The organism is Micromonospora sp. CB01531 (assembly GCF_001905095.1).
Classification (GTDB): domain Bacteria; phylum Actinomycetota; class Actinomycetes; order Mycobacteriales; family Micromonosporaceae; genus Micromonospora.
Map to the genome: position 1 here is coordinate 20495 of NZ_LWLS01000094.1, position 22817 is coordinate 43311.

At 73.0% G+C, this 22817-nt stretch carries 20 protein-coding genes and 1 tRNA gene; 11 read left to right on the plus strand and 10 right to left on the minus strand.

Annotated elements, in window-relative coordinates; translation table 11 throughout:
* Window positions 1-25 precede the first annotated feature (25 nt).
* Entirely contained in the window at window positions 26-1402 is a 1377-nt protein-coding gene (locus tag A6A27_RS28165) for a diguanylate cyclase (RefSeq protein WP_443190012.1), read from the minus strand.
* A gap of 216 nt (window positions 1403-1618) precedes the next feature.
* Here A6A27_RS28165 and A6A27_RS28170 point away from each other — a divergent pair, with 216 nt between their 5' ends.
* Window positions 1619-2398: a metallophosphoesterase gene (locus A6A27_RS28170; protein ID WP_073837663.1), complete on the plus strand. Its 780-nt coding sequence runs from the start codon at window positions 1619-1621 to the stop codon at window positions 2396-2398.
* A 42-nt stretch (window positions 2399-2440) separates the two neighbouring features.
* On the opposite strand, the gene A6A27_RS28175 is transcribed toward A6A27_RS28170, so the two are convergent.
* Entirely contained in the window at window positions 2441-3244 is an 804-nt protein-coding gene (locus tag A6A27_RS28175) for an alpha/beta fold hydrolase (RefSeq protein WP_073837664.1), read from the minus strand.
* A gap of 289 nt (window positions 3245-3533) precedes the next feature.
* Between A6A27_RS28175 and A6A27_RS28180 the strand changes: the two genes are divergently transcribed.
* On the plus strand, window positions 3534-5273 hold the full coding sequence (locus A6A27_RS28180) for a bifunctional metallophosphatase/5'-nucleotidase (protein ID WP_073837665.1): 1740 nt from the start codon (window positions 3534-3536) through the stop codon (window positions 5271-5273).
* 97 nt (window positions 5274-5370) lie between these two features.
* On the opposite strand, the gene A6A27_RS28185 is transcribed toward A6A27_RS28180, so the two are convergent.
* On the minus strand, window positions 5371-6651 hold the full coding sequence (locus A6A27_RS28185; protein WP_073837666.1) for an MFS transporter: 1281 nt from the start codon (window positions 6649-6651) through the stop codon (window positions 5371-5373).
* Between the two features lie 110 nt (window positions 6652-6761).
* On the opposite strand from A6A27_RS28185, the gene A6A27_RS28190 reads away from it, so the two are divergent.
* Window positions 6762-7235 (plus strand): hypothetical protein, encoded by a 474-nt coding sequence (locus tag A6A27_RS28190; RefSeq protein WP_073837667.1) that lies wholly within the window; start codon window positions 6762-6764, stop codon window positions 7233-7235.
* A gap of 24 nt (window positions 7236-7259) precedes the next feature.
* Here A6A27_RS28190 and A6A27_RS28195 read toward each other — a convergent pair whose 3' ends face one another.
* The 3 genes from A6A27_RS28195 to A6A27_RS28205 form a co-directional block, all read right to left on the minus strand.
* Entirely contained in the window at window positions 7260-8372 is a 1113-nt protein-coding gene (locus A6A27_RS28195; RefSeq protein ID WP_073837668.1) for a calcium:proton antiporter, read from the minus strand.
* A 124-nt stretch (window positions 8373-8496) separates the two neighbouring features.
* A tRNA-Pro gene (locus A6A27_RS28200) sits at window positions 8497-8573 on the minus strand.
* Between the two features lie 71 nt (window positions 8574-8644).
* Complete coding sequence (locus A6A27_RS28205; RefSeq protein ID WP_073837669.1) at window positions 8645-9538, minus strand: metallophosphoesterase; 894 nt, start codon at window positions 9536-9538, stop codon at window positions 8645-8647.
* Window positions 9539-9563: 25 nt separating this feature from the next.
* Here A6A27_RS28205 and A6A27_RS28210 point away from each other — a divergent pair, with 25 nt between their 5' ends.
* The gene (locus A6A27_RS28210; protein WP_073837670.1) at window positions 9564-10019 is read left to right on the plus strand and encodes a GatB/YqeY domain-containing protein; all 456 of its coding nucleotides are present in this window, start codon (window positions 9564-9566) and stop codon (window positions 10017-10019) included.
* Between the two features lie 59 nt (window positions 10020-10078).
* On the opposite strand, the gene A6A27_RS28215 is transcribed toward A6A27_RS28210, so the two are convergent.
* Window positions 10079-12511: a transglycosylase domain-containing protein gene (locus A6A27_RS28215; RefSeq protein ID WP_073837671.1), complete on the minus strand. Its 2433-nt coding sequence runs from the start codon at window positions 12509-12511 to the stop codon at window positions 10079-10081.
* A gap of 399 nt (window positions 12512-12910) precedes the next feature.
* Here A6A27_RS28215 and A6A27_RS28220 point away from each other — a divergent pair, with 399 nt between their 5' ends.
* Window positions 12911-13231, plus strand: a complete 321-nt coding sequence (locus A6A27_RS28220) for a WhiB family transcriptional regulator (protein ID WP_073837672.1) — start codon at window positions 12911-12913, stop codon at window positions 13229-13231.
* Between the two features lie 25 nt (window positions 13232-13256).
* On the opposite strand, the gene A6A27_RS28225 is transcribed toward A6A27_RS28220, so the two are convergent.
* Genes A6A27_RS28225 through A6A27_RS28235 form a run of 3 tightly spaced genes read right to left on the minus strand, consistent with a single transcriptional unit; the run spans window position 13257 to window position 16161 of the window.
* Window positions 13257-14408: an ArsA family ATPase gene (locus tag A6A27_RS28225; RefSeq protein ID WP_073837673.1), complete on the minus strand. Its 1152-nt coding sequence runs from the start codon at window positions 14406-14408 to the stop codon at window positions 13257-13259.
* A gap of 54 nt (window positions 14409-14462) precedes the next feature.
* Window positions 14463-15440, minus strand: coding sequence for an ArsA-related P-loop ATPase (locus A6A27_RS28230; protein WP_073837674.1), 978 nt, complete (start codon window positions 15438-15440; stop codon window positions 14463-14465).
* 34 nt (window positions 15441-15474) lie between these two features.
* Window positions 15475-16161: an Rv0361 family membrane protein gene (locus A6A27_RS28235; protein WP_073837675.1), complete on the minus strand. Its 687-nt coding sequence runs from the start codon at window positions 16159-16161 to the stop codon at window positions 15475-15477.
* Between the two features lie 346 nt (window positions 16162-16507).
* Here A6A27_RS28235 and A6A27_RS28240 point away from each other — a divergent pair, with 346 nt between their 5' ends.
* The 6 genes from A6A27_RS28240 (at window position 16508) to A6A27_RS28265 (ending at window position 22788) form a co-directional block, all read left to right on the plus strand.
* Window positions 16508-16957: a hypothetical protein gene (locus tag A6A27_RS28240; RefSeq protein WP_073837676.1), complete on the plus strand. Its 450-nt coding sequence runs from the start codon at window positions 16508-16510 to the stop codon at window positions 16955-16957.
* 61 nt (window positions 16958-17018) lie between these two features.
* Window positions 17019-17174, plus strand: coding sequence for a DUF4177 domain-containing protein (locus A6A27_RS43540; protein ID WP_013736319.1), 156 nt, complete (start codon window positions 17019-17021; stop codon window positions 17172-17174).
* Window positions 17175-17179: 5 nt separating this feature from the next.
* Window positions 17180-17641 (plus strand): RidA family protein, encoded by a 462-nt coding sequence (locus A6A27_RS28250; RefSeq protein ID WP_073837897.1) that lies wholly within the window; start codon window positions 17180-17182, stop codon window positions 17639-17641.
* A 129-nt stretch (window positions 17642-17770) separates the two neighbouring features.
* Window positions 17771-18562 carry an MBL fold metallo-hydrolase gene (locus tag A6A27_RS28255; RefSeq protein WP_073837677.1) on the plus strand — a complete coding sequence of 264 codons (792 nt, stop codon included), beginning with the start codon at window positions 17771-17773 and terminating at the stop codon, window positions 18560-18562.
* On the plus strand, window positions 18559-22131 hold the full coding sequence (locus tag A6A27_RS28260; protein WP_073837678.1) for an adenylate/guanylate cyclase domain-containing protein: 3573 nt from the start codon (window positions 18559-18561) through the stop codon (window positions 22129-22131). The genes A6A27_RS28255 and A6A27_RS28260 overlap by 4 nt, the downstream gene beginning before the upstream one ends.
* A 186-nt stretch (window positions 22132-22317) precedes the next feature.
* Complete coding sequence (locus A6A27_RS28265) at window positions 22318-22788, plus strand: hypothetical protein (protein ID WP_073837679.1); 471 nt, start codon at window positions 22318-22320, stop codon at window positions 22786-22788.
* Window positions 22789-22817 lie beyond the last annotated feature (29 nt).

The following is a 22817-nucleotide window of genomic DNA, read 5'->3' on the forward strand; positions in this document are numbered from 1 at the left end:
GCCAAGGCGCGCCGGGCATGAGCGGTCAGGCGGCGGCGAGGCGGACGCCGTCGCGGCCGTGCCGCTTGACCGCGTAGAGGGCCTGGTCGGCGCGGCGGAGGGTCAGGTCGGGAGACTCGCCGGGCTGGGGCAGGGCGACGCCGACGCTGATCGTACGGCCGGTCCGCCTGGCCGCCTCGGTGAGCCGCTCGGCGATCCGGACCGCCTCCTCGGGGCGGCTCACCTCGATCACCGCGACGAACTCGTCGCCGCCGGTCCGGTACAGCTCGTCGCCCTGCCGCAACGCCCCCTCCAGCGCCCGGGCCAGCCCGACCAGCAGCCGGTCCCCGGCCTGGTGGCCGTATGTGTCGTTGACGTCCTTGAAGCCGTCCACGTCGATCGCCAGCAGGGCGGTACGCCCGGGAGTGGCGCTCGCGATCCGCCGGCCGAACGGCCCGGTGTGGCGCAGCCCGGTGAGCGGGTCGGAGTTGGCCTGCTCGCGCAGCCGGGCGAGCGTACGCAGCCGGTCGAGGCAGGTCCACGCCTGCCCTGCCAGCAGCTCCATCAGGTTGACCGTGGTCGGGTCGGGGCGCAGCAGCCGCTCGTCGGCGACCAGCAGCACGCCGCCGGTGTCCGGCGGCCCGACGGGCACCGTCACCAGGGTGCGCGCCCCGGCCCGGGCCAGCGGCAGGTGGTCCTCGGTCGGCGGGTGCCCCGCCTCGCCCAGCGTGTACGCCGAGCCCTGCCGGTGCGCCCGGGCGATCAGCCGGCCGAGCACGGCGGGGTCGGCGTCGGTCAGCTCGGCCCGGAGCCGGGACTCCAGCTCGCCGGGCGTGCCGGTCGGCGCGCTCAGCCGCGGCTCCTGCTGGTCGCCGAGGACCAGCACGGCGGCGGAGAGGCCGGAGACGTCCCGGGCCGCGGCGATCGCGGCGGTCACCAGGTCCCACTCGGTGGGCGCGGCGGTCATCGCGGCAGCGTGCCGGAGCAGCTTCTCGCTGCGGCTCTCGGCCGGCGGGCCGTCCAGCGCCACGATCCGGGCGCCCAGCCGGGCGGCCAGCCGCTCGGCGGTCTCCCGCCACCGGTCCAGCTCGACCGGGCCGCTCCACTGCAGGTCGAGCACACCGATCGGCCGGCCCGTCGGGCCGCGCAGCGGCACGCAGATCTCGGCGGTGACGTCGGGGCGTACCGGGAGGTGGTCGGGGTCGGTGGTGACGTCGGCGACGATGGCGGGCTCGCCGGAGGCGTACACCCGGCCGACGATCCCGGTCTTCGGCGGCACGGTGGAGAAGACCTGCCAGGCGCCGGTCGCGGCGACGCAACGGAGCCGGTCGTGGACCTGGAGCAGGATCGAGATGGCCGCCGGGGTGTGCCGGGCCAGCGCGGTGACCGTCCACCGGCACGCCTCCAGGGCGGTCGACGCCATCGGGAGGCGGACCGTGACGTCTCGGAGGACTCGCTCGTGATCCACGTCGTTCCTGGTCAGGGGCCGGGGTGCGATCAAGGGTACTCAGCGGACGGTCCACCGACCTTCGTACACATGTGCTATCCACAGGGTGTGGACGCCGCCTGTGGGTAAGGCGGGGCCGCGCGGTGGGGCCCGCGACGATAGCGTGAGGGTCCCGGGCCCGAGGAGGCGTCGATGCTCATCGCCCAGCTCAGCGACCCGCACGTGACCACCGGCCCGCTCGCCGCCGAACAGGCGTCCGGGCTGCACCGCGCCCTCGGCCGGGTCCTGGCAGTGCGACCCCGGCCGGACTGCGTGGTGATCACCGGTGATCTGGTCAGCAACGGCCGCCCGGACGAGTACGTCGCGCTGCGCGACATCATCGGGCGCTTCCCGTTGCCGGTGCACCTCGCCACCGGCAACCACGATGATCGGGAGTCCCTGCTCGACACCTTCGGCGGCACCCCCTGCCTGGGCGGTGGCTTCTCGGCGTACTACCACGTCGACCACCCGGACGCGACGCTGGTGGTGCTCGACTCGCTCGCTCCCGGCGGCAGCGGTGGGCGGCTCGGCGAGGAGCAGCTCGGCTGGCTCGACGGGGTGCTCGCCGGCCGGCCGGACGCGCCCGCCGTCGTGTGTCTGCACCATCCGCCGGTCGCCGTCGGCGTCCCGGCCGCCGACGCCATCCGGCTCGCCGACGCCGACGCGCTCGCCGCGGTGATCGGGCGGCACCCCCATGTCGTCCGGGTCACCGCCGGTCACCTGCACCGGGCGGTGACCAGCGCGTTCGCCGGGACGGTGTTGACCACCGCGCCGAGCACCTGGGTGCAGGCCAGCCTGACCATGAGCGAGGACGAGGAGATTGGGCTGGTCGCCGAGCCGACCGCCTTCCTGCTGCACCGGGTGGCCGACGGCGGCTGTGTCACGCACACCGTCCAGGTCAGCCACGCCGCCGGGCAGACCTGCTGGTTCTGAAGCCGGGGCCGGCTCTGGTCCGTCGCGTACGAGCCGACCGGCTCAGTGCAGCAGGGCGGCGCGCAGCGCCGGGGCCAGCGTCTCCGGCGGCACCTCGTGGAAACCGCCCGCCAGGCTGAGGTGGGTGGCGGCGGGGATCGCCCCGGCCGTCGCGGCGGCCGCGTCCCGCAGCCACCCCGGGCTGCCCGTGCTGTCCACCACGACCGTCGGTACGGCGATCGTGGCGAGCCGGGCGGCCGGCAGTTCGCCGCCGCCGGTCACTGTGGTGTCGTACGCCAGGGTGTGCGCCAGCCCTTCCATCCAGGCCCACTCCGGCGTGCCGCGCATGCCGGAGACCGCCTCGGCCGGCACCCCGACCGCCTCGATCAGGAACAGCCCGACCGCGTCGTCGCGTTGACCCGCCGACACCAGTTCGGCCAGGCGTACGGCCAGCCCCGGCTTGGGGCCGCCGTGCGGCCCGGCCTGGAACGGGGGCTCGAAGAGCGCCAGCGCGATGACCGGCAGCCCCTCGGCGGCCGCGTACGCGGCGAGGATCGCTCCCGAGGAGAGGCCGTAGAGGTGGGACCGGCCGCCCGTCCGGTTGATCAGGGCCGCCAGGTCCTCGATCTCCCGCTGCACCGCGTACGGCCCGGTGTCGCCGCTGGCGCCGCGTCCCCGCCGGTCGTAGCCGTACACCGTGAAGTCGGACGCCAGCGCGGCGGCCAGCGGACGGGTGGTGCCGCGGTCGTTGAAGGCCCCGCCGACCAGGATGATCGGCGGCCCCTCCCCGGCGGTCTCGTACGCGATCATGGTGCCATCGGCGGACCGCACCGTATCCACCGTCCAGGTGGTCCCGTTCGACGTCATGGCTACTTTCTACTGCCGGCCCGGGACCGTGGGGGGCCGTGAAGGAATTCATCTGCCCGTCATGTCGGACTCTTCGGGCAGACCGGTGCACGTCGCCGCCCCCGTCCAGCATCCAGGAGTGCCGTCCCGGTCGACCGATCGCCCGGCGGATGAGAAGCTTGCCCCCGGCGGGGCGGCGTTTCCCCGATTCACGCCGTCCGCCGACCGACCCCTGTCACGGCACACAGCAGGGTCGCCGGGCGAACCATCGTCCGGACCCGCCACGCGCCGGTATCTCACGAGGAGTCCCATGTCCGTCCCCGGCATGCGCCGGGCCGCTGTCGGCCTGGCCGCACTCGCCGCGACCGCGTTCACCGCGGTCGCTGTCCACCCAAATCAGGCTGAAGCCGATCCGAAGCCGGTTGATGTCAAGCTGCTCGCCGTCAACGACCTCCACGGCAACCTCGAGCCGCCGACCGGCTCCAGCGGCACCATCGACGGGAAAACCGCGGGTGGCGCCGAATACCTGGCCACCCAGCTGAAGAAGCTGCGCGGCACCACCGAGGAGGAGCGGGAGCGCACCATCACGGTCGGCGCCGGTGACCTGATCGGCGCCTCGCCGCTGCTCTCCGCGGCCTTCCACGACGAGCCGACCATCGAGGCGATGAACCTGGCCGGCCTCGACTTCACCAGCGTCGGCAACCACGAGTTCGACGAGGGCGCCACCGAACTGCTGCGCATGCAGAACGGCGGCTGCCACCCGGTCGACGGCTGCGCCGACGGCACTCCGTTCAACGGCGCCAAGTTCCAGTACCTCTCGGCGAATGCCTTCAAGACCGCCACCGGCCAGCCGCTGCTGCCGCCGTACGGCATCAAGAACGTCGACGGCATCAAGGTCGGCTTCATCGGGATGACCCTGGAGGGCACCCCGCAGATCGTCAGCCAGCAGGGTGTCGCCGGCCTGACCTTCGCCGACGAGGCCGACACCGCCAACAAGTACGCCCGCATCCTGCAGGCCCAGGGTGTGCAGGCCATCGTCGTGCTGCTGCACGAGGGCGGCGTGCAGAACGGCGGCGGCATCAACGACTGCACCGGGTTCAGCGGCCCGATCGTCGACATCGCCAACCGGATGGACCCGGCCATCGACGTGATCGTCAGCGGGCACACCCACGCCGCGTACAACTGCAACGTCAACGGCAAGCTGGTCACCAGTGCCAGCTCGTTCGGTCGCCTGGTCACCGACATCGACCTGAAGATCGACCGGCGTACCAAGGACGTCATCAGCGCCAAGGCGAACAACGTCGTGGTCACCCGGGACGTCCCGAAGGACACCGCCACCACCGACCTGATCACCCACTACAAGACCGCGCTCGGCCCGGTGGCCGACAAGGTGGTCGGCGAGACCACCGCCGCGATCACCAAGACCCAGGAGAACCTGTACCAGACCGGGGTCGACGCCAACGGCAAGCCGACGTACCAGACCGGTGAGTCGCCGCTCGGCAACCTGATCGCCGACGCCCAACTCGCCGCCACCGACAACGAGCAGAACGCGGTGGCCGCGTTCATGAACCCCGGTGGCGTCCGCGCCGACGTCGATGCCGGCCCGGTCACCTACGCCGAGGCGTTCACGGTCCAGCCGTTCGCCAACAACCTCGTGACGCTGGACCTGACCGGCGCGCAGCTCTACTGCATGCTGGAGCAGCAGTTCACCGTCGCCCGGGTGCTGTACGCGTCCTCGACGGTGCACTACGTCGTCGACGTCAACGGCACCACCGCGCCCGCCACCTCGCCGTGCAGCGGCACCCGGGTGGTCCGGGGCAGCCTCACCATCAACGGCGCCCCGGTCGTTGACACGGCGACCTACCGGGTCACGGTGAACAACTTCCTCTCCGGTGGCGGCGACGGCTTCAGCGTCCTCCCGGGTGGGAAGAACCAGGTCACCGGCATGATCGACCTGGACGCCTTCACCGCGTACCTGACCGCGAAGTCGCCGGTCTCGCCGCCGGCGCTGGACCGGATCCAGACCACCGCGGAGGTTCCCGCCGCCTGACGGCGACCCGCACCACGACGGGCCCCGGAGCCAGCCGCTCCGGGGCCCGTTCGCGTTCCGGTACTCCGCTCGCCCGCAGAGGCCACCAGCAGGGCGCTCAGGCGACGACGGGCTGCGGCTGGGTCGCCGGGGCCGGGGCGGTGCGGCCGTCCTGGGCGGCGGTCAGCAGCGGGCGCAGCGACAGGGCCAGCGCCGACGCGGCCAGGCAGCCGCCCACCACGACGGCCACCCAGAGCCGCCCGTGCGCCGCCCCGAGCAGCGGGCCGGCCGTGACCGGGCCGATGATCCCGCTGATTCCGAAGATCATCGAGCTCATTGCGTTGTACCGGCCGCGGAGCTCGTCGGTGGCGAGCGCGTTGGTCAGCGCCGGCATCACCGGCGAGAGCATGGTCTCGCCGAACCCGAAGATCGCCGCGCAGGCCACCACGCCGAGCGCCGCGACCAGCGCGTTGCCCGTGCCGACCAGGCCGGCCGCGCCGAGGACCAGCCAGGCCGCCGCGAAGACCGCGCCCACCGCGGCGAGCGCCCGGGTCCGGCTGCGCCCCTCCATCCGGCGGATCACCAACAGCTGGGCGAGCACGATCATCACCGTGTTGCAGGCGAGGGCCCAGGCCACCACCCGCGGCGTCACCTCCACCACCCGGACCGAGTACGCGGTGAAGCCCACTTCGATCTGCGCATAGCCGCAGGTGGTGAGCACCAGACCGAAGATGACCAGGCGCCGGAACGGCCGGTCCCGCAGCACGGTGAGGTAGCCCCCGGCCGACCGTGCGGCCGCCGTCGGGGCCTGCACCAGCCGGTGCCCGACGTGCGGCAGGGTCAGCAGGATCAGGCCCGGCGTCAGGTAGCTCAGCGCGTCCAGCAGGTAGATGGCTTGGAAGGTGACCGGGCGGGCGATGTCGACGACCGCGCCGGAGATCAGGCCACCCACCCCGATGCCGAGGTTGAGCAGGGCGAACTGGAGCCCGAACACCCGCTGCCGCTCACCGTCGCCGGTCAACGAGGCGAGGATGGTGGTCTGCCCGGCCCAGAGTGCCGAGCCGCCGATCGCGATCAGGGTGCTGACCGCGAAGGCCGTGCCGATCGAGTCGACCAGCGCGAGCGAGCCGGTGCCGACGGCTTCGATCGCCAGGCAGGGCAGCACCACCCGGCGGGCGCCGAACCGGTCGATCAGCGTCCCGCCCAGCGGCGACAGGGCGAGCGTCACCGCCCCGAACCAACCGATGACCAGGCCGGCCTGGTTGTCGGTCAGCCCGCGTACGTCGGTGAGGTAGATGAAGAGGAACGGCAGGGTCAGGCCGCGCCCGATGGCCGACAACAGGGTGCCGAGCAGGATCCGACGGGCTTCCGGGCGAGCGGGTAGGGCGCGGCGCAGCATGCCTGGATTCTGTTGCCCGGGTGTGACAGGCGGCGAGCGGATTTCGGCCGGTTCCGCGTTCGGCAGAGCCGGTCCGTGAGCAAGAACACGCTGTCTGACATGCTGGCCCGGTGACCGTGACCTGGCGCCACCTGCCCGCACCGGCCCGCGAGATCGCCGCGGCCGCCACCGAGGCGGTGGCCACCGCCCGCGAGCGGGACACCGAGGCGTACCGGCCGGCGGTGGAACGGCTGGCCGCCGCCGACCGGGCCGGCCTGGTGCTCGGCGGGGTGGTCCGGCTGCTGCTGGAGCAGACCCACCCGGACGGGCTGGACGGGGACGACGTGCGCCAGGTGCTGGAGCGCTGCGTCCGGTCCACCACGCCGTGGTGGACCGACGTCGACCCGCACGTGCTGCTGGTCCTGCTGGCGAGCGCCCTCGGCGTGTACGAACCCGGCGACGACGACGGGCCACCCGACCCGGCCGCGATCGCCCGGCACGCGCCGTTGCTCGTCGCCGACCTGCTGGCCGCCACCGACCGGCCGCTGGCGGACTACCTGGCCGCCGCCTTCACCGAGGTCGCGCGCACCGAGCTGCACGACTGACGGCGGCGGGACGGACCGGACCGCTCAGGGGCTGGCCGCCAGGAAGACGAACGCGGCGAGCAGCACCAGGTGCACCCCGCCCTGGAGCACGGTCGCCCGGCCCGGCACCACGGTGAGAACGCCGGTCACGGCGGTGAGCGCGAGCAGCGTCAACTGCGTGCCGCCGAGGCCCAGCAGCAGCGGCCCCTCCAACCAGATCGAGGCCAGCGCTATGGCCGGGATGGTCAGTCCGATGCTGGCCATCGCCGAGCCGAGGGCCAGATTGAGGCTGATCTGGACCCGGTCCCGCCGGGCGGCCCGGGCCGCGGCGAGGGTCTCCGGCAGCAGCACCAGCAGGGCGATCACCACCCCGACGAACGCCTGCGGCAGGTTGGCCGCCGAGACACCCGCCTCGATCGCCGGAGAGATTATCTTCGCGTTGCCGACCACTGCTACCAGCGCCACCAGCAGCAGTATCAGGCTGGCCAGCGCGGTCCGGGCCGACGGCGGGTCCGCGTGCCCGTCGCCGTCGGCATCGACGGCCACGACGCTGCCCTCGTGGGTGACCGGGAGGAAGTAGTCGCGGTGCCGGCCGGTCTGCACCATCACGAAGAGGCCGTAGAGGGCGAGCGACGCCACCGCCGCGAAGGTGAGCTGCGCGGGGGAGAACTGCGGGCCCGGCCGGCTGGTGGTGAAGGTGGGCACCACCAGGCTGAGCGTGGCGAGCGTGGCCACGGTGGCGAGAGCCCCACCGGTGCCCTCTGGGTTGAAGACCGCGACCCGGTGACGCAGCGCGCCGATCAGCAGCGACAGGCCGAGGATCCCGTTGCAGGTGATCATGACGGCGGCGAAGACGGTGTCGCGGGCCAGCGCCTGCGTCTTTTCCCCGCCGCTGATCATGAGGGTGACGATCAGTCCGACTTCGATCACCGTGACCGCCACGGCAAGGAGCAGCGAGCCCAACGGCTCCCCCACCTTGTGCGCCACGACCTCCGCGTGGTGCACGGCGGCCAGGACCGCACCGGCCAGCAGCGCGGCCACCACCGCGATCAACGGGCCGGGCAGCTGGCGCCCCCAGGCGGCCGCGAGCACCAGGACCGCGATCAGGGGTACGAGGGTGGTCCAGTCGGTCAGGCGGGAGCGGATGAGGCCGGGCATGCCACCAACCTTGCCAGGAAAATTGATCATCTGCCCGTGGGCAGGATCGCGTCCTCGGCCACCGGGGCCGATGACAGATACGGATCAGGGCCCCTCCGTGGAGGGGCCCTGATGCATTTACCTCTGGTCGGGGTGGCCGGATTCGAACCGACGACCTCTTCGTCCCGAACGAAGCGCGCTACCAAGCTGCGCCACACCCCGAGGCGTGCCGACAAATAGTAGCCCACCCGCTCCGATGGTCAAACTCGGTACCCCACCCGGGCGCGGGCCGGTCAGCGGGAGATCAGCGTGAGCACGCTCGCCTCGGGCGGGCAGGCGAACCGCACCGGCGCGGTGGGGTGCGTACCGAGGCCCGCGGAGACGTGCAGCCAGGAGTCCGAGCCGGGCCAGCGGTGCAGCCCGCGGGCCATCGAGCGGGGCAGGCCGCAGTTGGTCACCAGCGCGCCGTAGCCGGGCACGCAGACCTGGCCGCCGTGGGTGTGGCCGGCCAGCAGCAGCCCGAAGCCGTCGGCGGCCATCCGGTCGAGCACGGCCGGCTCGGGGGAGTGGCTGAGGGCGATGGAGAGCGTCGTCCCGGAGCTGACCGGGCCGGCCACCGCGTCGTAGTCGTCCCGCTCGACGTGCGGGTCGTCCACGCCGGCCAGCTCGATCTCCCGGCCGCCCGCCTTCAGGGTGGTCCGCGCGTTGTTGAGGTCCACCCAGCCGGCGCCGGTGAACACGTCGCGCAGTTCCTCGTACGGCAGCGGCACGCCCTCGGTGTACTCGCGGTCGGGCAGGAAGTAGGTGAACGGGTTCTTCCAGACCGGCCCGGTGTAGTCGTTGGAGCCGAAGACGAAGGCGCCGGGCAGGTCGAGCAGCGGTTGCAGGGCCCGCAGCACGCCGGGGACGGCGTCGGGGTGCGCCATGTTGTCCCCGGTGACCACCACCAGGTCGGGGTCGAGGGCGGCCAGCGAGGCCACCCAGTCCTGCTTGCGCCGCTGGTTGGGCATCATGTGGAGGTCCGACAGGTGCAGCACGCGCAACGGCTCGGCGTCGGTCGGAAGCACCGGCACGTCGTACCGCCGCAGGGTGAACAGGTTGCGCTCGACGAGGGACGCGTACGCCAGGGTGGCCGCGCCGGCGGCGACGGTCCCGGCGGCGAGCCGGAATAGTGTGCGCTTTCGCATGCCGTTCAGGGTAGTTTGACCGTCCATGAGCACGCTGAAGGATCGCCTCACCGCCGACATGCGCGCCGCCCTGAAGGCGCGCGACGAGCTGACCACCTCTACGCTGCGGATGGCCCTCGCGGCCGTGGGCAACGCCGAGGTCGCCGGCAAGGAAAAGCGCGAGCTCAGCGATGACGAGGTCCTCGCGGTGCTGACCAAGGAGGCGAAGAAGCGGCGCGAGGCGGCCACGGCCTTCGCCGACGCGGGCCGTACCGAGCAGGCCGGCAAGGAGACCGCCGAGGGTGAGGTGCTGGAGCGCTACCTGCCGAAGCAGCTCTCCGACGCCGAGCTGACCGAGCTGGTCACGGGGGCGCTGGCTGCGGGCGGCTTCACTGGCAAGGCGCAGATGGGCCCGGCCATGAAGGCGGCCCAGGCGGCCGTGGCCGGCCGGGCCGAGGGCGGCCGGGTCGCCGCCGAGGTACGCCGACAGCTCGGTCTCTGACCAACGACGAAGCGGGCGGGCACCCCACCAGGGTGCCCGCCCGCTTCGTCCTTGGCCGGTCAGCCGCGCGGTCGCGGCCCCCGGCCGTTGCCGTTGCCGGGCGGGACCGTCGGGCCGCCGGGGCCCGTGCTGGTGCCGGGCTTGGGCTGGCCGGAGCTGACCTCGATCATCACCACGCCGCCCTTGATGGTGCGCCCGTCCGGGCTGGTGCCGGCGGCGGTGCCCGCCGGGCACTCCGACGGGCTCGGGTTGTTGGAGACCACCGGGTCGAAGCCGGCGCCGCGCAGCCGCGACTTGGCGGCGTCGATCGACTGGCACTTCACGTTGGGGATGGAGCGCTGGTCACCCTTGATGATCTTGCCGCTCGGCGGGGTGAACTCCTTCCGCTCCTTGCCCTTCATGGCGTCCCGCAGCGTCTCGGTTACCGCGGGGTTGATGCCGGTGAGCTCCTTGTGGCCCATCTTCTGGTTGGTCTGCGGCCAGTCCGGGTCGGCCATGATGCCGGCCACCGCGTACTGCTTGGTCATCGCGACCAGGGCCGAGGTCTTGTCCGAGTCGGTGGTGCCGGACTTGCCGGCCACCGGCGCGTTGACGATGCGGTGGACCTCGCCGGCGGTGGCGGTCTTGCACTCGGAGGTCGAGGAGCGGTCACCCACCGGGCAGCGGGCGGCGTCCACGGCGGCCCGGGCCACCTGGGTGTCGATCCGCTGCTCGCAGCGCGGGTTGGCGACGTCCAGCTTGTCGCCGTCCGGGCTGCGGATTTCCTCGACCGGGATCGGCTCGCAGTACTTGCCGTCGGCGGCCAGGGTGGCGTACGCGTTGGCCAGTTCCAGCGGCGTGGTCTGCGAGACACCCAGGCTGAACGCACCCCACTGGTGCGCGTCCGCGGCGAGCTTGGCGTCGTCGGAGGAGCGGAAGGTGATGCCGAGCTTCTCCGCGGCCTTCACCACGTTCTCCGCGCCGACCTGCTGCTGGAGCGGGATGAAGTAGGTATTGACCGAGAAGCCGAACCCGCTCCACATGTTGTGCACGCCGGCCATCGACTTCGAGGCGTTCTGCGGGCAGTAGAAGTGCGTGCCGGGGCAGGCCGCCGGCGAGCCCTGCTTGATGATGTAGTCGGACTTGAAGACCGGCTGCGCGTTGATGGTGTAGCTGAGCGGGATGCCCTTCTCCAGGGCCGCCACCAGGGTAAAGATCTTGAAGGTCGAGCCGGCCTGGTAGCCGTTGGCGCCACCGCCGCCGGTGACCAGCGGGTTGACCGTGTTCGGGTAGGTGCCCCGGATGCCCTTCTTGCGCTTCTTCGGGTCGCTGCTGAGCTGGTTCTGCGGATGGTTCGGATCGTCGAGCTTGTAGTTCCGGTTGACCGCGATGGCGCGGACCTTGCCGGTGCCCGGCTCAATGACCGCCACCATCCGGGCGGCCTTGTTGTTGGCGCTCAGGTGGTTACGGACCGCCTTGTCGGCACCCGTCTGCGCCTGCACGTCCAGGCTGGTCTTGATGGTGTAGCCACCGCTCTTCAGCCGGCGCTCACGCTCGTACGAGTTGGCGCCGAAGGTCTCCTGCTGCATCCACCAGCGGTAGAAGTAGTCGCAGAAGAAGCCCCAGCTCTGCGTGTTGGCCTGGACACAGCCGTTCGGGGCGCGCTTGCTGTTGACCTTCAGCGTGATCTTCTTGGCCTGCTCGGCCTCATCCTTGGTGATCGCCCCGATCTGCACCATGTTGTCGATGACGTAGTTACGTCGCCCGACCGCCTCCGTGTAGCCGGACTTGGTGGTGGGGTCGAACGCGGTCGGCGCCTTCACCAGGCCGGCCAGCAGCGCCGACTCCTGGATGTCGAGCTTGCTCGGCGGCTTGCCGAAGTAGGTCTGGCTCGCGGCGAAGATGCCGTACGCGCCGTTGCCGAAGGCGGCGATGTTCAGGTAGCGCTCCAGGATCTCGTCCTTGGAGAACTCCTTGTCGACCTGCATGGCTAGCGACATCTCGCGCAGCTTGCGGGCGCTGGTGTCCTCGGTCGCGGCGACCACGTCGGCCGGGTGCGTGGCCGAGTACGAGATGGCCAGCCGGACGTACTGCATGGTCAGGGTGGACGCACCCTGCCGGGAGTTGACCCCGGAGCTGTTGTTGACGAACGCGCGGGCGACGCCGTTGAAGTCGACACCGTTGTGCTTGTAGAAGTTGTGGTCCTCGGCCGCGATGATGGCCTTCTGCATGTAGGGCGAGACGTCCTTGAGCTTGACCTCCTTGCGGTACTCGTCATACATCGCGGCCAACGGGGTCTTGCCGTCCGCGGCGACCAGAACGCTGGCCTGCGGGGACCGGGCCACGGTCAGTTCCTTGGGCAGCGCGCCAAAGGTCTCGGCCCCCGCCTTGGCGGCCAGTCCGGACATCGCCACTGCGGGGAAGGCCGCCGCCGCGACCACCACGCCGGCCAACAGGCCACAGATGAGTAGCGATGCGGCGTTGGTCAGCACATTGTGGTCACGTTTCCGCATCCAGGTCACCTCGACAGGGTACGCGAGTAGGGAATGAGGGGCGCGCGGGGAACTTTCCCCATTTCCAGCACGCGCCGGCCTCGTTGTGCTAAACGCACGAACCCAGGCGGATGGTTGCGTGGACCCGCAGAAGTCTCCCCCGAAAGGGGGAGCTGCGCAGCGTTTTCACGTACTCGGGTGGGGTAGACGGCGGGCGAGAGCCCGGGAAGCCGGGAGTGTCCGGAATGATGGATTTCGCCGACAACGTTGCGTAATCAGGTGACTACACAGCATGATGGTTGGCGGCGACAGAGCCGCATGTCGTCCGTGCCGCCCTGGGGAGGCAGGCCGGACGACCGGGGGGAGTTCGACGGCTGGTCGCGTGACGTCGGTAGGTACTGCAAGGGGGGACGTTTACACATGGGCATGATCACTGACTGGCCGTCACTGGCGGCGTGTCAGAACGGTGACCCGGATGCGTTGTTCGTACAGGGCGCTGAACAGAACGTGGCGAAGCGGATCTGCCGGAGCTGCCCCGTGCGGTACGAGTGCCTGGCCGACGCGCTCGACAACCGGATCGAGTTCGGGGTGTGGGGTGGCATGACCGAACGCGAACGCCGGGCGTTGCTGCGCCGTCACCCGCAGGTGACCAGCTGGCGGAAGATGTTCGAGGCGGCCATGAAGAAGAACGCCAAGGACAAGACCGGCAAGGACAAGGTCCTGGTGACCACCGCGAACTGACCGCCGGCCTGTCGGTCACCGCGGCTCACCGTTGGCTGATCGCCTCGCCGATCGTCCGCAGCCCGTCGACGTCGTGCACGTCGGCGGGCTGCGCCGTCACCGACACCGTCGGCACGGCCGGGAACGCCTCGGTGAACCGGGCCGCCACCCGCTGCTCGCGTACCGCCTGCTGGGCCAGCGCCGCGTGGGCCCGCAACACCTCGACGGTGCCCTCGTGCCCGCCGGCGTCCTCCAGCCGGGCCGCGGCGGCCCGGCTGTCGGCCGCGCTCAGCTCCGGCACCGCCGGCCGGTGCACCCGGTTGAGCACCAGGCCGGCCAGCGGCATGTGCTCCTCGCGTAGCCGGCCCGCGAAGTAGGCGGCCTCCCGCACCGCGTCCGGCTCCGGCGCCGCGACCAGCAGGAACGCCGTCTCCCGCGCCTGCAGGATCCGGTACGTCTGCTCGGCCCGCTGCCGGAAACCGCCGAACATCGAGTCCAGCGCGGCGACGAAGCCGGAGAGGTCGGTGAGCAGCTGCGCCCCGAGCACCTTCTGCACGGCCTTGGAGAACATCCCGAAGCCGGCCGTCACGAAGCTGAACATGCTCCGCCCACCGCTCCGGGCCGGGGCGAGCAGCAGCCGCAGCATCCGGCCGTCGAGGAACCGGGACAGCCGGGCCGGCGCGTCCAGGAAGTCCAGCGCCGAACGGGACGGCGGGGTGTCCACCACGATCAGGTCCCACTCGCCCCGGGCGTGTAGCTGACCCAGCTTCTCCATCGCCATGTACTCCTGCGTACCGGCGAAGGTGGAGCTCATGGCCTGGTAGAAGGGGTTGGCGAAGATCTCCGCCGCCTTCGCCGGATCGGTGTGCTGGAGCACCACGTCGTCGAAGGTGCGCTTCATGTCGAGCATCATGGCGTGCAGCTCGCCGCCGCTGGCCTCGACGTCGATGCCCTTGACCTGGCGCGGGGTGTTGTCCAGTTCGGTCAGGCCGAGCGACTGGGCCAGCCGGCGGGCCGGGTCGATGGTGAGCACCACCGTCCGCCGGCCGTGCCGCTCGGCGGCCCGCAGCGCCAACGCGGCCGCCGTGGTGGTCTTGCCCACTCCGCCCGCCCCGCAGCACACCACGATCCGTACGCCGGGGTCGGCGAGGATCTGGTCGACGTCCAGCGGTGGCGCCGCGTCTTCGGAAGGCACCAATCGAGCGTATCGGTCTTCCGGGTGTCTCTGCTCCGTGCCGGCCGCAGGTGTGAGTCAATCCGCCCGGACGAGCGCCTCGGCCAGCGTCTCCAGTCCGGCCCGGTCGACCCCGTCGGGGAGCAGCGGCAGCTCGGTCAGAGGCAGCCCCAGCTCCACCAGGTCGCCTCGGAGCGAGTCCTCCAGCTCCCGCCGTACCTGCTGGTCGCGCGCCTCGCCGGCGAGGGCCGCGACGGTGCGCGCGTCGGCCGGCAGGCCGGCGGCCGCCAGCCCCCGCTTCAGCTCGGCGGAGCTCACCGCGCGGCCGGTGGGCACCGGCGGCCGGGCGCCGTTGACGATCACCCGGCCGACCGGGAAGCCCAGCTGGGTCAGCTCGGCGATCGCGTCGACCGTCTCCTGGACCGGCATCTCCTCCAGCAGGGTCACCACGTGCACCGCCGCCATGGGCGAGCGAAGCAGCACGGCGACCCCCTCGCTCTGGGTCTTGATCGGGCCGACCTTGGCCAGCCGGGCGGTCTCCGCGGTGACGTTGAGGAAGCGGCCGATCCGCCCGGTCGGCGGCGCGTCCAGCACCACCGCGTCGTACGCCCGGCGCTGGCCGTTGGTGCGGGTGGTCGCCTCCTTCACCTTGCCGGTGAGCAGCACGTCCCGCAGGCCCGGGGCGATGGTGGTGGCGAAGTCGATGGCGCCGAACTTGCGCAGCGCCCGGCCGGCCGCGCCGAGCTTGTAGAACATGTCCAGGTACTCGAGGAGCGCCTCCTCGGCGTCCACCGCCAGGGCCCGCACCTCGCCGCCGTCCCGGGCGTCGGTCAGGTGCCGCTCCTCGTAGGGCAGCGGGTCGGTGCCGAAGAGCTGGGCGATGCCCTGCCGCCCCTCCACCTCGACCAGCAGGGTGCGCCGGCCGCCGGCGGCCAGCCCGAGGGCCAGCGCCGCGGCCACGCTGGTCTTGCCCGTACCGCCCTTCCCGGTCACCACGTGCAGGCGGGCCGGCCATGCGGTGCCGGCCGGTTCGGCCGGGTGCTCAGCTGCTGCCACCCGTTGAGCTTAGAGCGCGCGCCGGCCGCCCGGCTCAGCCGACCTCGCAGACCCACCAACCCGTCTTCTGCACCACGGTGAAGCGCAACTCCTGGTCGGCCACCTTCTCGTCGGAGGTGGCCATGGTGACCTTGGTGGTCACCGTCGCCCGCTCCCCGGTCTGGTTGTCCACCTTCGGCGTGGTCCAGCGGAACCGGGGGTTCTGGTACTGCGTCGCGTACTTCTGCACCTCGGCGACCTTGGCGGCGATCTTCTTGTCGTCCCGTGCCGCGGAGCAGACGAAGGTGGCCGCCTTCCGGGCATCCTGGTCCTTGTAGACGGCGGTGAGGAAGCCGTCCACGGCGACTGCCGGCTCCTTCGCGCCCTGCCCCTCCTCGGCTTTGCGCAGAGTCAGGAACGCGGCGGTGCCGCCACCGCCACAGAGCAGGATCGCCGCGGCCAGCACGATCGAGGTGATCAGCAGCCCGCGCCGCTTCTTCGGAGCCGCCGGCGTCGGCGGTGGCGGGTAGCCGGGCGCCGGCCCGGGGAACGACCCCGGCGCCGGCGGGGGGTACGCCCCGGAAGCGGGCGGGGGGTACGCCGCGGGGGGCGGCGCGGGGAATGCCCCGGGGGCCGGCGGGGGGTACGCCGCCCCGGGAGGTGGCGCGGCGCCGGCGGGTGGCTCGTGGTGGGACGGACCGCCGGGAGAACCGGCGGCGCCACCGATGGGCGGTTGGGTCATGTCATCCCCCGGGGTGCGGCGCGTCGCCGCCCCAGGCGACGGACACGTGGACCAGCGTGGCGGGCGAGCGCTGGCGCCCGTCCAGATCGGAAGGGTAGCGGTCGATGGGCGCCTTGCCTGCCCCGCGTACCGGCCGGTCGCCTGCACGAGCGGGTCGAGGCGGTCCTGCCGTCGCATTCCCGTCGAGAGATGTGTCGCATATGTGACTGAACGTGATCGTGCCTGCGCGTCCCGTTGCTGGGACTGCCATCAGGTCCTACGTTCGTCGCGACGCGGGGACCGGAGCGGCGGTGGGTCCGAGCCGGATGGTGCTGACGGTGAGCAGGTACGACGCCCGGAGGATCGCTTGCGCGACGCGGAGAACACCCCTCGAGCCCAGTTCGTCCCCGCTGACCGGGTGCGGCGGCCCGGTGATGCCGACGGGATCGGTCTGGCACTGCCGTTCAACGAGCGGTCGTACCGCCATCCGGCCGAGGCGCTCCGCACGCTGGTCCGGTCAGGCGACCGCGTTCGGGACGAGGAGGAGCCCGGGTACGTCATCCACCTGCCGGTCCGGGTCGCCGACCTGGCGGCGGCCACCGCGCTCGCCGGCACCGTGGCCACCTCGCTCGGCTTCCTCAGCGAACTGGACGCCGGTGAGACGACGGTCTCCACGGCGGACGACCAGAACAACCGGCACCGCGTCTTCTGCGACCTGCCGCTGCCCGACCGGTCCCGTTGCCCCCAGCCCTACGAGCACGAGGGTCCCTGTGGCGAGCCGCCCTCGCCGCCGGGGCAGCGTCCGGCGTCCCGCTGACACCGGCGGCCCGTAGGCTGTGCCTGACCGAATCCACGCCAGGCAAGGAGGCCTTAACCTGATGCAGAAGTGGGAATACGCCACGGTCCCGCTGCTGGTCCATGCGACCAAGCAGATCCTCGACAACTGGGGCGAGGATGGCTGGGAGCTGGTCTCCGTGGTTCCCGGCCCGAACCCGGAGCAGCTCGTCGCCTACCTCAAGCGGCCGAAGGCGTGAGCGGCATGAGCAGCGGACCGCACGCGAAGCTCGCCGAGCTGGGCCTGGCCCTGCCCGAGGTGGTGCCGCCGGTGGCCAGCTACGTGCCGGCCGTCCAATCCGGGCAGCACGTCTATGTCTCCGGCCAGTTGCCGATGGCGGAGGGCAAGCTGCTCGCCACCGGCAAGGTCGGCAACGGCGTCTCCGCCGACCAGGCGAAGGACCTGGCGCAGCGGTGCGCGCTGAACGCCATCGCCGCGATCGACTCGCTGGTCGGCCTGGAGAACGTGGTCAAGATCGTGAAGCTGACCGGCTTCGTGGCCAGCGCGCCGGGCTTCACCGGCCAGCCGGGCGTGATCAACGGCGCCTCCGACCTGTTCCTCGCGGTCTTCGGCGAGGCCGGCCGGCACGCCCGCAGCGCGGTCGGCGTCGCCGAGTTGCCGCTCGACGCCCCCGTCGAGGTCGAGGTCATCGTCGAGGTCGGCTGAGCCGCCGCTCACGCTCCGTCCCCGCGATCTTGCGGATTCCGCCCTGGCGAAAGCCGTGAACGACCACAAATCACGGGCCAGAACTGCAAGATCGCGGGGAGCGGCGAGCGGGGTCGTACGATCGCTGCCATGGGCGGGCATGTGACCGGGGCGGCAGGGGCGCTCGCGGACGAGCTGCCGGGTTGGGTGACGCTGCTGCGCGCGCCGAACCCGGGGCCGATGACGCTCGACGGCACCAACACCTGGGTGCTGCGCGCCCCCGGCGCCGAGCACGCGGTCGTCGTTGATCCGGGCCCGGCCGACGAGGAGCACCTGGCCGCCATCGCGGCGCACGGGCCGGTCGGGTCCGTGCTGATCACCCACGGGCACCCGGACCACACCGAGGGCTCGGCCCGGCTGCACGAGCTGCTCGGCGGCGCGCCCGTCCGCGCCGCCGACCCGGCGCACACCATCGGCGGTGGGCCGCTGACCGGGCCCGTCGACGGCTCGGGCCTGGAGATCCGCCTGCTGGCCACCCCGGGACACACCGCCGACTCGGTCTGCTTCCTGGTCGAGCACGGCGACGAGCGGGTGGTCCTCACCGGCGACACCATCCTGGGTCGGGGCACCACCGTGGTCGCCCACCCTGACGGGCACCTCGGGGACTACCTGGCCAGTCTGGAGCTGCTGTCGACGTACCGGGGGGTGCCGGCGCTACCGGGGCACGGCCCGGCGCTGGCCGACTGCGGCGCGGCGGCCGACTTCTACCTCGCCCACCGCCGGGCCCGGCTCGACCAGGTCCGCGCGGCGGTCGCCGCGGGCGCCACCACCGCGCCCGAGGTGGTCGCCAAGGTGTACGCCGACGTCGACCGGTCGCTCTGGTGGGCCGCCGAGTGGTCGGTCCGCGCGCAGCTCGAGTACCTCGGAGTGGAGCAGCCGTGACCTGCCCGGTGTGCGGAACCGTCGCCGTACCCGGCGCGCGGTTCTGCCACAACTGCGGGGCTGCGCTGCCGGCCGCCGCGACGCTGCCCGCCGCCGAACGGCGGGTGGTCACCGTGCTCTTCGGCGACCTCTCCGACTTCACCTCCTGGTCCGAGGACCTCGACCCGGAACGGGTCGGCGCGGTGACGGACCGGGTGCTCGCCGCCCTCGCCGGTGCGGTCAAGACCTTCGGCGGCCACGTCGACAAGCTCACCGGCGACGGGATCATGGCGGTCTTCGGTGCGCCCGTCGCGCACGAGGACGACGCGGAGCGCGCCGTCCGGGCGGCGCTCTCCATGCAGCGGGCCGTCCGCCGGGTGCTCGACGACGAGCGGGGCGGCGGTGCGCCGCTCGGCCTGCGGGTCGGGCTGAACACCGGCGACGTGATCGCCGGCATCCAGGCGGCGATCGAATACACCGTCATCGGCGACACGGTGAACACCGCGGCCCGGCTCGCTGACGCCGCCGCGGTCGGGGCGGTCTACGCCGGTGCGCGGACCGCCGCCGCCACCCGGCACGTCGCCTCCTGGCGGGCGCTGCGCCCGCTGCGGCTCAAGGGCAAGCGCGAGCCGGTCGAGGCGTACGAGCTGCTGGGTCTCCTGGACGCGCCGGGCACCCGGTCCGGTCTCGGCGACGAGGCGCCCTTCGTGGGCCGGGAGACCGAGATCGGGCGGGTCGCCGGCCGGCTCGCCGAGGTGATCGACCGGGGCGAGCCCCGGGTGCTGCTGATGACCGCCGAGGCGGGGATCGGCAAGTCCCGGTTCGCCGCCGAGGTGGAACGCCTCGCCGCCGGCTACGACGTGGGCACCGGCCGGTATGCCGCGCACACCGGTGCCCGGGTGCTCTCCGTACGGTGCGCCGCGTTCGGCGAGCGGCGTCGGCTCGCCCCGCTGGCCGATCTGGTCCGGGCCGCGGTCGGTCTGCCCAACGACGCCGCCACCGCGCTCACCCGTCCGGCCGTGGAGGAGCGGCTGCGCCGGCTCGGCCAGCGACTCGGCCGGCTCCCCGGCGAACTGCCCCCGCTCGCCGTCGACCAGCTCCTCGCGCTGCTCGGGTACGCCGAACTCCCGCCTGCCACCGGCAACGGCGAGTGGAACCCGGCCGCTCCGCCGGCGGACGCCGAGGCGGTGCCGAACGCGGTCACCGGCCTGCTCAGCGCGCTCGCGGTCGAGGCGCCACTGGTGATCGTGGTGGACGACCTGCACGACGCCACAGCCGAGACCGTCAACGCACTCGGCGTGACCCTCAACCGACTCACCGGCCCGGTGCTGGTGCTGCTGCTCGGCCGCCCGGAACTGGTGCGTACCGCCGGCGCGCTGACCCGGGTCGCGGACGCCGAGGTGCACGCGCTGCCGCCGCTGCGCGGTGCCGACGCGGCCCGGCTGCTCACCAGCTACCTGGGGGGCGGGAAGCTGCCCCAGGCCGACGCCGACCGGCTGCTGGCCACCGCCCAGGGCAACCCGTTCTACCTGGCCGAGCTGGTTACCCTGCTGATGGAGCGGGGCGCGCTGACCGCGGGCGCGGACCGGGACATTCCCGGTGGCTGGCGGCTGGCGCCCGGCTCGCTGGGCAGCCGGCTGCTCTCCCGGGACCTGGCCGCCGTGCTCGCGGCGCGGATCGACGCGCTGCCGGTGGACGCCCGCTCGGTGCTGCGCGACGCGGCTGTGGTCGGCGACACCGTGCCGGCCGGCACCCTGGAGGCGCTCCGCGAGCAGCGCACCGGCCGGGACGGCCGCCCGGCGGCGGTGGTCGCGGTCGAGCTGGAGCGGGCCGTGGAGGAGTTGCTGCAGCGCCGCATGCTGCACCGCACCCGCACCGGCTTCGCCTTCGCCACCCCGCTGATGCGCGAGGCCGCGTACGCCGGGGTGAGCAAGGCGGAGCTGGCCGAGCGGCACGCGGCGCTGGCCCGCTGGGCCGCTCCGGAGAGCGCCGACGGCGCCGCCCTGCCCGGTGGGTTCAGCGAGGCGGCCCGGGACGACTTCGTGGCCGAACACGTGGCGCGGGCCGCTGCGCTCGCCGACGCGGTGAAGCTGCGCCCCGACGCGCCGGCCCGCGCGGTGACCCCGCTGGGCGTCGCCGCGCTCGGCCGGGCCGCCCGCCGCGCGCTGCGCTCCGGCGAGCCGGCCCTGGCCGTCGAGTACGCCGAGCGCGCCGCCGAGCTGGCCCGCGACGGCGTGCCGCTGGCCGACCAGGTGGTGCACGCCCGGGCGTTGCTCCAGGTCGGCCGCCCCCACGACGCGCTCGCCTTCGCGGAGAAGATCGCGGCCAACACCGGCGACGCGGCCACCCGGGCCGGTGCCCTGCTGCTCGCCGGGCAGGCCCACCAGACCCTCGGCGACCAGGCCCGGACGGAACGCTGCTGGCAGGAGGCTCTTCAGGTGGCCACGGCCGCCGAGCTGCCGACGATGCGGGCCTCGGCGATGCGCCGGCTCGGCATGGCCGACTTCATCGCCGGCCGGCTCGGCCAGGCGAGCAGCCGGCTGGCCGCCTCCTACCAGGTCAGCCTCGCCGCAAAGGACCCACGCGGGCAGGCCTGGTCGTTGCAGAACCTGGCCTGGGTGACAACCACCCGGGGCGACTTCGCCGGCACCGACGCGGTCCTCGGCCGGGCCGCCCGGCTCTTCGCCGAGCTGAAGGACCCGTACGGCCGGGCCTGGCTGCGCGGCACCACCGCGTTCGCCCGGCTGCTCGCCGGCCGGCTCCGGGAGGCCTGCCGGATGGCGCAGGTCTTCCTCCCCTTCGGCGAGCGGGTCGGCGAGGCGTGGGCGGTCGGCACGCTGCGCGCGGTCGAGGCGTACGCCACCGCGGAGCTGGGTGAGCTGGCCGAGGCGGACCGGGCGGCGCGGCGCGCGTACCGGGACTTCGCCGAGGTCGGCGACGACTGGGGGCAGGGCTTCGCCCTGGTGGTACGCGGGGTGGTGGCACGCGGGCTGGGCGAGCCGGAGCACGCCGCCGACCTGCTCACCGACGCCCTCGCGTACGCCGGTCGGACGTCGCACCCGCTGCTCACCGGGATGGCCGGCACGCTGCGCGGGTTCGTGGCGCTGGACCTGGGCGACTGGGAGACCGCCGAGCAGGCGGCCCGGTCGGTGCTCACCACGGTGGAGCCGCACAACCCGCAGGCCCCCGCCCAGGTGGCGCCCCGGGTGCTGCTCGCCCTGGCCCGGCTCGCCGACGACGACCCGGCGACCGCGGTGGGCCTGCTCGCCCCGGTCGCCACCGCCGCCGCCCACACCCCCTCGCTGCTCTTCTCCCGCCGCCAGACCATGGCCCGGTACGCCTCCGCGCTGCTCGCCCACGGACAGCCGGTGCAGGCGCTGGACTGGGCGCAGCGGGCGGTCGCCGCCCCGGCCGAGGACGTTCGCAGCCAGGTGATCGGGGCCTGCGTGCTGGCCGAGACGCTGGCCGCGTGCGACCGCCCGACCGAGGCGCTGGCCAGCGCGGAAGAGGCGGTACGCCTGGCGTACGCCACCGAGCAGCGCAGCGAGCGGGCGATCGCCGACGCCCTCCACACCCGCCTGATCCCCTGACCCACGCCTACGCTGAGGTCCGCGCAGATTCACGGAAAACGCGCCACGCCCTCCGTGAGGCTGCCGCCACGTGCGGGGCGGAGCGGGCAGTTTTGGCGGTTTCGGGGATGTGGGCGGCGGGGGTGGCGGCTAGCCTCGGTGGCCGAGGAGGCCGCACACGTCGGCGGTCGTGGGTGGGGAGGACTCATGAGGCTGCCGCGCTCGGGCGCCGGCTGGACGATGGCGGTCTTCGGCGTGCTGGCGCTGCTCCTCGGCGCGCTCGGGCTGATCTGGCCGGAGGCGCAACTGCGCATGCTCGGCTTCGAGGTGCCGGCCGAGCGGGCCCCGGGTGACTACACCGGCACGTTCCTCACCGCGTCCTCGATGGCCTCGTTCAACATGGGGGTCTACTACCTGCTCGCCGTCGCCACCGAGTGGCGGCCGTTCTACCGGTTCACGGTCTGGTTCCGGCTGGTCACCTTCACCGTCTTCAGCATCGCCGTGCTCTCCGACATCGCTCCGGACCGGTTCTTCGGGGTGGCCGCCTGGGAGGGGCTGGGTGCGGTCGCGACCGCGGTCGGCCTCCGGTGGGACGCCCGCCGGGTGGCTGCAGCGGGTGGCCCGGACGACGACGCTGCCGGCTCCGGCCCCGTGCCGGCGGCCGACGCGGTGCGCTGAGCGCCCCGACTGGTTGGGTATTTTCGAGT